Source organism: Brevundimonas sp. SH203, assembly GCF_002157625.1.
GTDB lineage: Bacteria > Pseudomonadota > Alphaproteobacteria > Caulobacterales > Caulobacteraceae > Brevundimonas.
The window spans coordinates 257195-270001 of the sequence record NZ_BDMM01000002.1; the positions used below are offsets into that span (position 1 = coordinate 257195).

The following is a 12807-nucleotide window of genomic DNA, read 5'->3' on the forward strand; positions in this document are numbered from 1 at the left end:
AAGACGGACGCGGGGGCGTAGAGTGGACGTTCGGCGCTTGATTCGCGCCGGACAGACGGCGGAGCGCGACCATGTCATTCGACGACGACAACAAGCCGGGCCGGGGCGCCTACACCCCCCCCACCGACGACGACCTGCCGTTCCGTCGCAACAGCTATGATCCGCGCGGCGGCCGCAATGTCGGTTCCGGCGGGGGCAAGGCGCCGCCGGTGACGCTGATCGTCAGCGCGGTGATCCTGCTGCTGCTGATCGTGGCGGTGATCTTCTTCTATCGTTCGGGCATGCGCGCCTCGACCGACGCCCCGCCGGCGGTGGGCCAGCCCGTGGGCGAGATGAAGACCGCCCCGCCCATCGACGCCCAGCCGATCGATCCGGCCGCCGGGGTGCGCGTCTATCGCGACGAGACCGAGACCACGGACGCGCCCGTGACCTTCACCCCGCCGCCCGAGACGCCCCAGCCGCGTCCGACCGCGCCGGCGCCCGTCGCGCCGACCGGACAGGGGTTGGCGCCCGCCAAGCCCGTGACGGCGGCCCCCGCGACGCCGCGTCCCACGACGCCGACGCCCGCACCCGTCGCCGCGCCGACGACCAAGGCCCCGGCCGCGACGAGCGGCTCGGCCTCGGTCCAGATCGGCGCCTTCTCCTCGACCCAGATCGCCGACCGCGAATACGCCGCCGTCGCCAGCCGCTTCGGCCAATATGCGTCGGGCGCCGAGAAGCGCGTGACCGAGGTGACGACCTCGGGCGGATCGACGCTTTACCGCACCGCCTTCTCGGGCCTGTCGCGCGAGCGGGCTACGGCCTTCTGCAACGCGCTGAAGGCGGCGGGTCGGGACTGCATCGTTCGGTGACGTCCGCCGCCCTCTACGGCTGCGCCGGCCATCGGCTGACGGAGGACGAACGCGCCTTCTTCGCCAGGGCGCGGCCGTGGGGCTTCATCCTGTTCCGGCGCAACATCGACACGCCGGATCAGCTGCGGGCGCTGACCGACGAACTGCGCGCCGCCGTCGGCGACGCCGACGCGCCGATCCTGATTGATCAGGAGGGCGGGCGGGTCCAGCGGATGGGGCCGCCGCACTGGCCCAAATATCCGCCGGGCGACGCCTATCTGAAGGCCGCCGAAGACCTGCACGGCGCGCGCGACCTGGCGCGGCTGGCCGCGCGGCTGATGGCCCACGACCTGCGCGAGGTCGGAATCACCGTCGATCTGCTGCCCGTGCTGGACGTGCCGGTTCCGGGCGCACACGACATCGTCGGCGACCGGGCCTACGGCCGCGATCCGCAAACCGTGGCCCTGCTGGGGCGGGCGGCGGCCGAGGGCCTGCTGGCGGGCGGGGTGCTGCCCTGCATCAAACATATGCCGGGCCACGGCCGGGCCTTCGCCGACAGCCACAGGGATCTGCCGACGGTCCATGCCGATTTCGAGACGCTGGACGGCTGGGACTTCGCGCCGTTCAAGGCGATGTCGGACATGCCGATGGCGATGACGGCGCACATCGTCTTCACCGCCCTGGACCCCAAACGACCGGCGACGCAGTCGAAAAAGGCGGTGCGAACGATGCGAGAGCATCTGGGCTTTTCCGGCCTGATCCTGACCGACGACCTGTCGATGCAGGCGCTGAGCGGATCGCTGGGCGAACGGGCGCATCGGTCGCTGAAGGCCGGGTGCGACGTGGTCCTGCACTGCAATGGCGATCTGATCGAGATGCAGGCGGTGGCCGAGGCGACCGGAAAGCTGAAGGGCCGGGCCAGGGCGCGGGCGGAGGCGGCGCTGGCGCGGATCGTGTGCGCGCCCGAACCATTGGACGCCGCGGCCGATCATCGGCGGTTCTTCGAGGCGATGGGCGGGCGGATGGATGTCGCCAGGGGCCCGGACGTGGGGGAGGCGCAGGCCTAGCCGCCGCATGACCGACGCCTTCCAGCCCAATCTGGACTTCACCGCCGTCGCCGAGGTCGAGGACCGCGAGGCCTTCGTCGTCGATCTGGACGGTTACGAGGGGCCGCTGCACGTCCTTCTGGCCCTGGCGCGGAACCAGAAGGTCGACCTGCTGAAACTGTCGATCACCCAGCTGGCGGAACAGTATCTGGCCTTCGTGCATGAGGCGCGGCGGCGCAACTTCGCCCTGGCGGCCGACTATCTGGTGATGGCGTCGTGGCTGGCCTATCTGAAGTCGCGCCTGCTGCTGCCGCGCACCGACAAGGGCAAGGCCGAGGAGCCGCCCGCCGAGGAGATGGCCGCCGCCCTGGCCTTCCGCCTGCAGAAGCTGGAGGCGATGCGAAAGGCGGTCGAACAGCTGATGGCCCGGCCGCAGCTGAAGCGCGACGTCTTCACGCGCGGCGACCCGGAGGCGACGGTGATCGTGCCGTCCGACCGGATCGACGCCAGCCTGTACGAGCTGATGAGCGCCTATGTGGTGCAGCGCCGCCGCGAAGAGGCGCGGCGTTATGCGCCGGGCCAGCGGGTCGAGGCCTTCCAGCTGGAGGCCGCCCGCGACTGGCTGAGGGAGATCATGCCCAAACTGGCCGACTGGACCCCGCTGGATCAGGTCGCGCCGCAGCGGGAGGATGAGGACGGCCCCAGCCAGGCCAGCTATACGGCCTCGACCCTGTCGGCCAGTCTGGAGCTGGTGAAGGAGGGGGCGATGGATATTCGACAGGCTCAGGCGTTCGCCGACCTGTATCTGAAACGGCGCGGGTCGGGGCAGCCGCTGGAACTGACGCCGTGAGCGACCCACAGTCCGTCATCCTAGGGCTTGTCCCTAGTATCCATACGCCCGCTGCCTGGCATGGATGCACAGTTGGAAAGACCGGGAGTATGGATCCTCGCCACAAGGGCGAGGATGACGAGGTGTCGGGCGACGATGACGGGACTGGGGGCATGGAGGATGGGATGAGCGGGTGGTTCTATGTCTGACCTGTCCTTTCAGCCCGACGAGGCCGAGATCGAGCGGCGGGTGGAGGCCCTGCTGTTCGCCGCCGCCGGGCCGCTGACCGCCGCCGAGATCGCCGCCCGCCTGCCCGAGAACTGCAATGTCGCGCGCGCCATCGCGGGGCTTCGCGCCCGTTACGAGGGGCGGGGGGTGGAGCTGGAGTGCGTCGCCGACCGCTGGCGCTTCCGCACCGCGCCGGACCTGGCCTTCATGATGACCCAGGAGCGCGAGGAGCCGCGCCGCCTGTCCAAGGCCGCGCTGGAGACCCTGGCCATCATCGCCTATCACCAGCCCGTCACCCGCGCCGAGATCGAGAGCGTGCGCGGGGTGTCGATCTCCAAGGGCACGCTGGATCTGTTGCTGGAGATGGGGTTCGTGCGGCTGCGTGGGCGCAGGCGCACGCCGGGGCGACCCGTGACCTATGCGACCACGGATCGGTTCCTGGAGCATTTCGGCCTGGCGACCCTGTACGACCTGCCGGGGGTTCAGGAGATGAAGGCGGCGGGTCTGCTGGACCTGTCGCTGCCGGTCGGCTTCGAGGTGCCGGACCCGACCCGCGCGTCCGAGGCGGACGACGAGGACGGAACCCTGCCGTTGGACGACGACGCGCCCGAGTTCGCCCAGGATTTCGTCAACGACGACCGCTGATCCGCGCCGCGCGGGGCCAGGCGTTCATCTTGTCTTATCGGGCGGATGCTAGCGCTTGATCATGTCCAGTGGCGTTGCTTCGAAATCCGGCTCCCAGGCCTGGGTCGCGTTCCGAATCGCGGCGGTCCTGCTGATCGGGTCCATGGCGGGAATGATCGGCGTCCTGGCGGTGGTCAGCCAGGCGATCGACGCCCATCAGGCCGCCAAGGAACACGAGCTGGTCGAACGTCGCGTCGCGCGCGCCCTGCAGTCCATCGGCGAGGATCTGACCACGGCCTCGGTCTGGGACGACGCGGTCGACCATATGACCGGCGGCGGCGACATGGCCTGGTGGGACCGGCATCTGGGCGGATATTACGAGGCGCAAAGCAAGCTGCCCGTCACCCTTGGCTATGACGACGCGGGCAAGCTGTTCCGCGTCTCGAAGAACGGCGAGGCCGCCGGCGCCGACGCCGCCGATCCCTTCGCCCGCTCCGCCCGCCCCATCGTTGACGCCCTGAGGGCGACGGCCGCCGGACGAGACCGTTCGACCGTGGCGCTGGACGCCGTGACGCTGAAACCCGCCGTCGTGAAGGTGGAGGGGACCGTCTATCTGATGGGAACCTCGACCGTCGTGCGCCACACCCTGAAAGGATCGGTTCCCGCCTCGGACCCAGCGGTGGCGTCGTTCAAGCGGTTCGACACCATCATTCCGCAGATTCACGACCGTCTCGGCTTGGTCGACCCGACCTTTTCCGTGGGCGATGCGCCGCCGCCGAAGGGACGCGCGGCGGTGGACATCCGCGATCCGAACGGCGTCCTGCTGGGGCGGATCGTCTGGACGCCGGAGCGACCGGGCGCGGACATCCTGCGTCAGGCCGGGCCGTTCCTGCTGGCGCTGCTGATCCTGATGCTGGCGTGCGGCGGGGCCCTGCTCTGGCGGGTGGCGCAGGACATCCGTCGGCTTCGGGCCTCCGAGGCGGCCCTGTCGGCGGCGCTGGACAAGGCGGAGGCGGCCAATCAGGCCAAGACCCGGTTCCTGTCCAACGTCAGCCACGAACTTCGCACCCCCCTGAACGGCGTCCTGGGCATGGCCGAGGTGATCGGCGCAGACGCCATCACGCCGCAGCAACGTGAGCGGCTGGAAATCCTGAAGGCCTCGGGCCGCCAGCAGTTGCGTCTGGTCGAGGAACTGCTGGACGTGGTGCGATTGCGCGACGGGGCGGTGATGCTGGAGACGCGGCCCTTCCGCATCGACAACCTGTTGCAGCGGGTCGCCCACGATTTCGAGGGCGCGGCGGCGACCAGAGGGCTGGTCCTTGAGGTCGAGGCGGTCGAGGGCGAATGGCTGGGCGACCCCGTTCACATCGAAAAGATGCTGGCGGCCCTGACCGACAACGCCGTGCGCTTCACCCGAACGGGCCGGGTGACGCTGCGCGCCCTGGCCGGCGACGATCTGGTGCTGGAGGTCGAGGACACCGGGCCGGGCATGACGCCCGACGCGGTGACGCGCCTGTTCGACGCCTTCACCCAGGGCGACGAGAGCAGCACCCGCGCCGCCGAGGGGCTGGGGCTGGGGCTGACCGCCGCCCACGGTCTGGCGGTGCTGATGGGCGGCCGGATCGAGGTGGTGTCCACGCCGGGCGTCGGCAGCCTTTTCCGCGCGCCCCTGCCGCTGGCGCGGGCCTGACGCCTGGAGGTCAGGAGCGCGGGTGGGCGCTTCTGAACAGCGCCCATTCCTCGATCACGCGACCGTCGGGCAGGTGGCACATGCCCGACTGGCCACCGTCCGCGCCCGTGACGATTTCGAGCCGTCCGCCGCTGTCGACGCAGTATTTCGAGGCCGGATTGGGCATGCCGATGGGCTTCGGCGTCGGCTGGGCGGGCTGGGCGCAGGCGGCCAGAGCGGCGAGGGGCAGGGCGACCGACAGGGCGAGTTTGATCATGGCGTTCATCCGATCAGAGAAGTGCCCAGCCTATCACGCAACGGCGCCGTCCGACATCCGGCCGTTCAGGCGGTCAGCAGGCGCGGCAGTTTGAAGGTCACGGTCTCGCGCGCGCCGGCGTCCTCCGTCACCGTGGCGTCGAACCGGGCGCGGATGGCGTCGACCAGGGCCGCGATCAGAGGTTCGGGGGCCGAGGCGCCGGCGGTGACGCCGACTGCATCCACCCCGTCGAACCAGGCCCAGTCGACCTGGGAGGCGTCGTCGACCAGATAGGCGGCGCGGGCGCCCGCGCGCATCGCCACCTCGACCAGCCGGGCCGAGTTGGACGAGTTTTTGGACCCGACCACCAGCACCAGTTCGCAGCCCTCGCCCAGCGCCTTGACCGCGTCCTGACGATTGGTGGTGGCGTAGCAGATGTCTTCCTTGTGCGGATCGGGCAGTTCGGGAAAGCGGCGCTTCAGCACCTTCAATATGCCGGCGGTGTCGTCCACCGACAAGGTGGTCTGGGTGGCGTAGGCGAGAGGCGCGTCGCCGGGCCGTTCGAATCGCTCCGCATCCTCCTCGGTCTCGATCAGGGTGATGGCGCCGGAAGGCAACTGTCCCATCGTGCCGATCACCTCCGGGTGGCCCGCATGGCCGATCAGGACGATGTGGCGGCCAGCGGCGTGATGACGCTCGGCCTCGACATGGACCTTGGAGACCAGGGGGCAGGTGGCGTCCAGGAACAGCAGTTCGCGCGCGCGGGCGCTGGCGGGCACCGACTTGGGCACGCCGTGGGCCGAAAAGACGACCGGCCGGTCGTCCGGGCATTCGTCCAGCTCCTTGACGAAGACGGCGCCCATGGCCTTCAACCGCTCGACCACATGGCGGTTGTGGACGATCTCGTGGCGCACATAGACCGGGGCGCCGTATTTCTCGATGGCCCGCTCGACGATCTGGATCGCCCGGTCCACCCCGGCGCAGAAGCCGCGCGGCGTCGCCAGACGAACCGAGATCGGACGAAGCGGAGCGGCGGGCGGCGGGACGTGGGCGTTCATGGCGCGGAACCTAGTCGTTTCCACCCCGCATCGCCATGTCGCGGCGGCGCGGATGAGGCGGGATTCTGGCGGTCGCGACAGCGGCGCATCGTCACGGCTGGCTCCCGGTCGAAGAAAAGCGAGCGTCAGCAAAGACTTAGGCGTCGATCACGACGCCTTGACCTGTCGCCCGCTCACGATTAGTTTCCGCGCCGAATTCAGACCCGTTCGAACGTCGTGCGGGGCCGAGCAGTTCAGGCATGTCCCCAATGACGGAATCGCGCGAAGAGGCGATCAAACGCCTCAACGAAAGCGCATCCTCCCTTGAGGCGCGCAATGCTCAGCAAGAGTCCGCTCACCTCGCCGCCCAAAAGGTGACGGGTGAGGCCTACAAGATCATCGCCGACCTGATCGGCGGGGTTCTGGTGGGCTTGGCGCTGGGCTTTCTCGCGGACCGATTCCTCGGAATCACCCCGTGGGGCATCATCGGCGGGGTCCTTCTGGGCTTCGCCCTGTCGATTTACATGGCGCGTCGCACAGCCAACCGGCTGATGGCGCAGGCGAAGGCGGCGGGGGTCGTGGCGAAGTCCGTTCCCTTCGACGACGCCGACGAAGACGAGGACCGATAAGGCCCATGGCCGATCCGATTCATCAGTTCAAGGTCACGCCCCTGCACGGGCTTGATTTCGGCACGGTCAACCTGCCGATCGTCGGCGAGACCAGCCTGGCCTTCACCAATTCGCACCTGGCGATGACCATCGTCTTCGTGGTGGTCGTGGCCCTGCTGACGCTGGTCACGTCCAACGCCAAGATCGTGCCCGGCCGCGTCCAGGCCGCCGGCGAGCAGATGTTCGACCTGATCGACGGCGTGACCGGCTCGATCATCGGGCACGAAGGCCGCAAATATTTCCCGTTCGTCCTGACCATCTTCCTGCTGGTCCTGGGCATGAACCTGCTGGGTCTGTTCCTGACCTTCACCGCCACCTCGCAGCTGGCCGTCACCGGCGCCTTCGCCCTGATCACCATCCTGCTGGTCATCGGCATCGGCTTCATCAAGCACGGCCTGGGCTTCTTCCTGCTGTTCTGGCCGACCAGCGCGCCGCTGGCGATCCGTCCGGTCGTGGGCCTGATCGAGTTCCTGTCCTTCCTGCTGCGTCCCGTCACCCTGGCGCTGCGTCTGTTCGGCAACATGCTGGGCGGCCACATCGCGCTGAAGATCTTCGCCGGCTTCGTGGTGTCGATGGGCGGCCTGGCCGCCGCCGGGGGACTGGGCCTGCTGGGTCTGCCGGTCGCGGGCCTGTCGCTGGGCATGGTCGTGGGACTGACCGCGTTGGAGTTCCTGGTCGCCTTCCTCCAGGCCTTCGTTTTCGCCGTTCTGGCCAGCATCTATCTCAACGATGTGGTCAACCTGGGACATGGCCACTAAGGCCGGGTTCCAGTTCGAATAACCAACCAACCAAGACTGAATAGGACTTCATCATGGACGCCGCCTCCTTCAAGTATTTCGGCATCGGCCTGGCCACCCTGGGCATGCTCGGCTCGGCCATCGGCGTGGGCAACATCTTCGGCAACTTCCTGGCGGGCGCCCTGCGCAACCCGTCGGCCGCCGCCAGCCAGGTCGGCAACCTGTTCGTCGGCGCCGCCCTGGTCGAAGCCCTGGGCATCCTGGCCTTCGTTCTGGGCATCCTGGCCTGGCTGGGCTGATCGCCTGAACCTGCTACCGGCGGCGGCGCGGGCTGAAGGTCCGCGCCGCCGCGACTGTTTTCACGACGGATGAACATGGCCGCTCACTCTTCAGCCCCGCCGCCGGTCCTTTCGGTGGAAGACGCCGCCTCTGTCGCGGTCCAGACCGGACACGTGCCCGAGAACACGGCTCACGCCGCCGCCGAGCATCAGACGGGCGGCCTGCCGCAATTCGAAACCCAGCACTGGGTCGGACAGATCGTCTATCTGCTGATCCTGTTCTTCGTCCTGTATCTGCTGGTCGCCAAGATCTTCGCCCCGCGCATGCGCAAGGTGATGGACGAGCGCGCCGACACCATTTCCAACGCCGTGGCCACCGCGCGTCAGGTCCAGGCCGAGGCCGCCGGCCAGGCCGCCGAAGCCCAGGCCGAGGTCGCCAAGGCCCGCGCCGACGCCCGCGCCACCGCCGCCGCCGCCAAGGCCCGCGTGACCGAAGAGGCCAACACCCGTCAGGCCGCTGAAGAGGCCGTGGTCAACGCCCGCATCGCCGAGGCCGAGACCGCCATCGCCCGGACGCGCGACGCCGCCATGGCCAATGTCACCATCATCGCCTCGGACGCCGCGACCGCCATGGTCGAACGCCTGACCGGCAAGGCCCCGACCGCCGCCGAAACCGCCGCCGCGGTCAAGGGAGCCGCCTAATATGCCCGCCTTCCTCGAATTCGAACATTTCTACAGCCTGTCGAACCCGGAACTGTGGGTCGGCGTCGGCCTGCTGATCTTCCTGGCCATCCTGGTCGTCGCCGGCGTGCCCAAGATGGCCGCCGCCGCCCTGGACGCCAAGGCCGCCAAGATTCAGGCCGATCTGGACGAGGCCGCCCGCCTGCGCGCCGAGGCCGAGGCCCTGCTGGCCCAGATCCGCAAGGAGAAGGCCGAGGCCGAGGCCCAGGCCGCCGACATGCTGGCCCAGGCCGAGGCCGACGCCCGCCGTCTGGAGGCCGAAACCAAGGCCAAGCTGGAAGAAACCCTGGCCCGTCGTCAGACCATGGCCGAGAACCGCATCGCCCAGGCCGAGGCCCAGGCCTCCGCCGAGGTCAAGGCCGCCGCCGCCGATCTGGCCGCCAAATCCGCCGAACAGATCCTGGCCGCGCGCCTGGCCTCGGGCGTCAAGGACCCGCTGCTGGACGGCGCCATCGCCCAGATCGGCGACCGCCTGAACTGAGGCGGCCCGGTCGGCCCCAGACACATCAAGGCCCCCGACGTCGCCGTCGGGGGCCTTTTTGCTGCTCGGTTCAGAGGCGGCTCAGTGGGCGGGGGCGCCGCCCATGACGGTCGCGCCCATCCGCTTCTCGCGGCTGACCAGTCGGGCATAGACATTGCCCAGCACGATGCCGAACACCGCATGGGTGATCAGCAGCCAGGCGAAGGTGCCGAAGCCTGCGCCTGCGGTGAAGGTGCGATAGTTTCCGAACATCACGATGGCGGCCATCATGATGATCCAGGCGCCGACGGCGAAGACGATGCCCTTGGTTTCCGGCGTGTCGGTCGGCAGGCGGGGACACAGGATCGCGAACAGCGGTCCCAGGATGAAGACCCCGCTGATCACATGGATCACCCAGCCCACCGCCAGATTGCCGGGCATGCCGATCATCGAGGCGATGACGCCCTGGAACGGGTCGAACCAGTTCAGGAACATATTGGGGATTTCGAGCAACGAGGCGGCCGCCGTCGCCGCAACCCCGGCGACCAGACCCTTTTGTACGCGTGACATCATGACCTTAGCGCCTCCCAACGCCTGAGTGGTTCTCTGATAACGCAGGGTCAGGATAAGCCTGTCACGGGGCGGCCGGGTTCACGATGCCGTGGTTAGCGGTTGCAGCAACGCAACCGCGAGATAGGCGTCAACTAGCGGAACAGCTTGCGGAAATAGCGACGCAGCTGTTTGCGGCCGCGCGACAGGCGACGACCCGAGCGTTTGACCACCACCTTTTCCGCCCGAAGCGCCTGCTGCCAGAAGACGGGCGCGAACTCAGGCTTCTTTCGCATCAGGCGGCGGAACGGATAGACCCATTTCGGCCGGGCGTACTGGGCGCGGATGAACTGACGCTTGGCCCAGAACGAGCTTTTCAGGATCAGCATCAGGCCGACGGCGATGACCGGAACCCCGCCCGGGCCCGGCAGGGGGGCGATCAACAGGCCCAGCAGCACGACCAGCAGCCCGCCGATCATCAACGCCCAGCGCCGAACCGTCCGCAGCGTGCGGCTGCGGGGCCTGGCGAACGGGGGGAGGGCGACGGGCAGGGAGGTCACGAACACGCCAGATGGGAAGCAGCAGTCGGTGTGACAACGGTCGCCCCGGTCGCGCGATCCCTCGTCGGGAAAGGAAAGGGCGACCGTGACGACCGCGCCACAGCTTAATCAGGCGCCGCGTCGATGGCCACGGGATGGCCGGTGGATGAAGCTTTCGTCATACTCGGCGACGACACCGACGCCATTGCCGCTACGGCACAGAAAATCCCTGCGCACGCCGATGTGCGTGGTGAACGTCAACCGTCCTTATTCGGCAAGTCTGATTCCAATGTCAGCAGAACAGCAGGCTGCACCTCCAGTGCGTCCGCGATCTTGACCAGGAACTTCAGCGAAGGGTTTTCCTCCGCCCGCTCGACGCCTGCGACATAGCGCATAGCCACGCTTGAATCATGCGCCAGCTGTTCTTGCGTCAGGCCCTTGGCTTTACGCAATCGGCGAATGTTACGTCCGACGATTTCCTCCCAAGTCATCCGTACATGAGGCGGACGGAGGCAAAATAGCGCCAGGAGCCATTCTGCCTATTTCATCAATCTCGAACAGGCAATATAGATCCTATCATCGCACTGCTCCTAGTTGAGGTGAAATGATGAAGGCGCGTTTCCTGTGGAGAGCGTATCGGGCGAAGACTCGGGATCAAGCGACAGAGCTAGCGCTGATTAAAGCGCGGCTTTCCAGCAATGATTTAGTGTGTGACATTGGAGCCAATAAAGGCAGCTATCTTTATTGGATGTCCCGGTGGGCAGGTCAGGCAATCGCTTTCGAGCCTCAACCGGACTTAGCCGAGTATATTCGAACAGCGGTTCAAGTTTTGCGTCTAGACAATGTTACTGTCGAAACAGCGGCTGTCTCGAATCGATCTGGGCATTGCGATCTCTATGTGCCTTCGCCCGGCTCCCCCGAAGCCAGTCTTGAACCCATAGACGGAGCCGAAACGCTGCGTGTTCGGATGGTTTCATTGGATGATTATTTTCACGCCGACGACCATGTGGCCCTGCTGAAAGTGGATGTGGAAGGTGCTGAACTGGAAGTGTTCCGAGGCGCAGACCGCATCTTGCGCCAAAGCCGACCTGTGCTTCTGTTCGAATGCGAACAGCGCCATTTGAGAACCGGCACCGTGTACGATTGTTTTTCCTATCTAGAAGCACGGGGCTACAAAGGGGCCTTTATTCAAGGACGTATATTGAAGCCGGTGTCTGAGTTTGATCTGGATTTACATCAAGGTCAGGACGGCGAACGCTTTTGGCGCAATCCTGATTATTGCAATAACTTCCTGTTCGAACCGGCCTAGCCCTCATCGTCTGATGTCGCTTAGCGACCTCAGTTGAAGGTCACGCCCGTCATCTGCTCCGACAGCGACCACAGACGCCGGGCCGTTTCGGCGTCGCGGGCCTGGGGCCGGATTTCGGCGGGGCCGGGCGGGCCTTTCATCTCCAGAAAGCCGGTGGGGCCATGGTAGCCGCCGGGCGTCGCTTCGGCCTGGGTCGCAGCCATCAGGATCGGCAGGGCGCCCTGGGCGGCCGAATGGCTGGCCAGGGGCGCAAGGGCGTTGGTGAGCCGGGCGAACAGGGTGGTCGGGCCGCCCGCGTGGCCGTTGGCGATCAGGTCGGTGCGGGCGAAACCCGGATGGGCGGCCACGCTGGTCAGGCCCCAGCCGTGGGCGTCGCTGCGCCGCTGAAGCTCCATGGCGAACATCAGCATGGCCAGTTTCGACTGCTGATAGACCGGCCATGGGCGGTATCCGGTCTGATAGTTCAGGTCGTCCAGTCGGATGCGGCCGCCCCGGTGCGCGATGCTGGCCAGTTGCACCACCCGCGCGCGCCCGGCGCTCAACAGCGGCAGCAGCCGCCCCGTCAGGGCGAAGTGCGACAGATAGTTGGTCCCGAACTGCCGCTCGAATCCGTCGGCCGTGGTCTGGCGTCGCGGCACCGCCATGACGCCGGCGTTGTTGATCAGGATGTCGATGGGCCGTCCGTCCGCCAGCCGGCGCTCGGCGAAGGCGGCGACGGAGGACAGGCTGGCCAAATCCAGCGCCTCGAACCGCACCTGGGCGTTAGGAGACCGTGCGCGGATCAGCCGTTCGGCCTCGGCCCCCTTCTGCGGATTGCGGGCCGCCAGTATGACCTCCGCGCCCTTGTCCGCCAGCACCAGAGCGGTTTCCAGCCCCAGGCCGCCGGTCGCGCCCGTAACGATGACCCGCTTACCGGTCTGATCGAGAATATCGTCTGTGGTCCAGGTCGTCATGGCGCTATCCTGTGCGTGAAAAGAGTCGTCGTGAAGGGCTCCGGCTTGCATATG

General features: G+C 67.5%; 17 protein-coding genes. 11 read left to right on the top strand and 6 right to left on the bottom strand.

Annotated features, from left to right (window positions below; all coding sequences use genetic code 11):
- Positions 1 to 71: 71 nt before the first annotated feature.
- The 5 genes from SH203_RS05155 (at position 72) to SH203_RS05175 (ending at position 5247) form a co-directional block, all read left to right on the top strand.
- Complete coding sequence (locus SH203_RS05155; protein ID WP_087119793.1) at positions 72 to 851, top strand: SPOR domain-containing protein; 780 nt, start codon at positions 72 to 74, stop codon at positions 849 to 851.
- A complete protein-coding gene (nagZ, locus tag SH203_RS05160) occupies positions 848 to 1897 on the top strand; it encodes a beta-N-acetylhexosaminidase (RefSeq protein ID WP_087119794.1) in 1050 nt (349 codons plus the stop codon). The genes SH203_RS05155 and nagZ overlap by 4 nt, the downstream gene beginning before the upstream one ends.
- Positions 1898 to 1904: 7 nt before the next feature.
- Positions 1905 to 2726 carry a ScpA family protein gene (locus SH203_RS05165; RefSeq protein WP_087119795.1) on the top strand — a complete coding sequence of 274 codons (822 nt, stop codon included), beginning with the start codon at positions 1905 to 1907 and terminating at the stop codon, positions 2724 to 2726.
- Positions 2727 to 2906: 180 nt separating this feature from the next.
- Complete coding sequence (scpB, locus tag SH203_RS05170) at positions 2907 to 3578, top strand: SMC-Scp complex subunit ScpB (RefSeq protein ID WP_087119796.1); 672 nt, start codon at positions 2907 to 2909, stop codon at positions 3576 to 3578.
- Positions 3579 to 3639: 61 nt separating this feature from the next.
- Positions 3640 to 5247, top strand: a complete 1608-nt coding sequence (locus tag SH203_RS05175) for a HAMP domain-containing sensor histidine kinase (RefSeq protein ID WP_234989414.1) — start codon at positions 3640 to 3642, stop codon at positions 5245 to 5247.
- 10 nt (positions 5248 to 5257) lie between these two features.
- On the opposite strand, the gene SH203_RS05180 is transcribed toward SH203_RS05175, so the two are convergent.
- Together SH203_RS05180 and ispH are read right to left on the bottom strand one after the other, a co-directional pair.
- Positions 5258 to 5503, bottom strand: coding sequence for a DUF333 domain-containing protein (locus SH203_RS05180; RefSeq protein ID WP_234989390.1), 246 nt, complete (start codon positions 5501 to 5503; stop codon positions 5258 to 5260).
- 65 nt (positions 5504 to 5568) lie between these two features.
- A complete protein-coding gene (ispH, locus tag SH203_RS05185) occupies positions 5569 to 6540 on the bottom strand; it encodes a 4-hydroxy-3-methylbut-2-enyl diphosphate reductase (RefSeq protein WP_087119799.1) in 972 nt (323 codons plus the stop codon).
- 248 nt (positions 6541 to 6788) lie between these two features.
- Here ispH and SH203_RS05190 point away from each other — a divergent pair, with 248 nt between their 5' ends.
- The 5 genes from SH203_RS05190 (at position 6789) to SH203_RS05210 (ending at position 9424) form a co-directional block, all read left to right on the top strand.
- On the top strand, positions 6789 to 7148 hold the full coding sequence (locus SH203_RS05190; RefSeq protein WP_087119800.1) for an AtpZ/AtpI family protein: 360 nt from the start codon (positions 6789 to 6791) through the stop codon (positions 7146 to 7148).
- A gap of 5 nt (positions 7149 to 7153) precedes the next feature.
- Positions 7154 to 7945, top strand: a complete 792-nt coding sequence (locus SH203_RS05195; protein WP_087119801.1) for a F0F1 ATP synthase subunit A — start codon at positions 7154 to 7156, stop codon at positions 7943 to 7945.
- A gap of 53 nt (positions 7946 to 7998) precedes the next feature.
- Positions 7999 to 8223 (top strand): F0F1 ATP synthase subunit C, encoded by a 225-nt coding sequence (locus SH203_RS05200; RefSeq protein ID WP_087119802.1) that lies wholly within the window; start codon positions 7999 to 8001, stop codon positions 8221 to 8223.
- A gap of 75 nt (positions 8224 to 8298) precedes the next feature.
- On the top strand, positions 8299 to 8904 hold the full coding sequence (locus SH203_RS05205; RefSeq protein WP_087120170.1) for a hypothetical protein: 606 nt from the start codon (positions 8299 to 8301) through the stop codon (positions 8902 to 8904).
- 1 nt (position 8905) lies between these two features.
- On the top strand, positions 8906 to 9424 hold the full coding sequence (locus SH203_RS05210; protein ID WP_087119803.1) for a F0F1 ATP synthase subunit B: 519 nt from the start codon (positions 8906 to 8908) through the stop codon (positions 9422 to 9424).
- 81 nt (positions 9425 to 9505) lie between these two features.
- Here the strand turns inward: SH203_RS05210 and SH203_RS05215 are convergent, their stop codons facing one another.
- The 3 genes from SH203_RS05215 to SH203_RS05225 form a co-directional block, all read right to left on the bottom strand.
- The gene (locus tag SH203_RS05215) at positions 9506 to 9976 is read right to left on the bottom strand and encodes a DUF6789 family protein (protein WP_087119804.1); all 471 of its coding nucleotides are present in this window, start codon (positions 9974 to 9976) and stop codon (positions 9506 to 9508) included.
- 131 nt (positions 9977 to 10107) lie between these two features.
- Positions 10108 to 10512, bottom strand: a complete 405-nt coding sequence (locus SH203_RS05220; protein ID WP_234989391.1) for a hypothetical protein — start codon at positions 10510 to 10512, stop codon at positions 10108 to 10110.
- Positions 10513 to 10748: 236 nt separating this feature from the next.
- Positions 10749 to 10982 (bottom strand): helix-turn-helix domain-containing protein, encoded by a 234-nt coding sequence (locus SH203_RS05225; protein ID WP_087119805.1) that lies wholly within the window; start codon positions 10980 to 10982, stop codon positions 10749 to 10751.
- Positions 10983 to 11095: 113 nt separating this feature from the next.
- Here SH203_RS05225 and SH203_RS05230 point away from each other — a divergent pair, with 113 nt between their 5' ends.
- Positions 11096 to 11800 (top strand): FkbM family methyltransferase, encoded by a 705-nt coding sequence (locus tag SH203_RS05230; protein ID WP_200808818.1) that lies wholly within the window; start codon positions 11096 to 11098, stop codon positions 11798 to 11800.
- 29 nt (positions 11801 to 11829) lie between these two features.
- On the opposite strand, the gene SH203_RS05235 is transcribed toward SH203_RS05230, so the two are convergent.
- A complete protein-coding gene (locus tag SH203_RS05235; protein ID WP_087119806.1) occupies positions 11830 to 12753 on the bottom strand; it encodes an SDR family oxidoreductase in 924 nt (307 codons plus the stop codon).
- Positions 12754 to 12807: the final 54 nt, after the last annotated feature.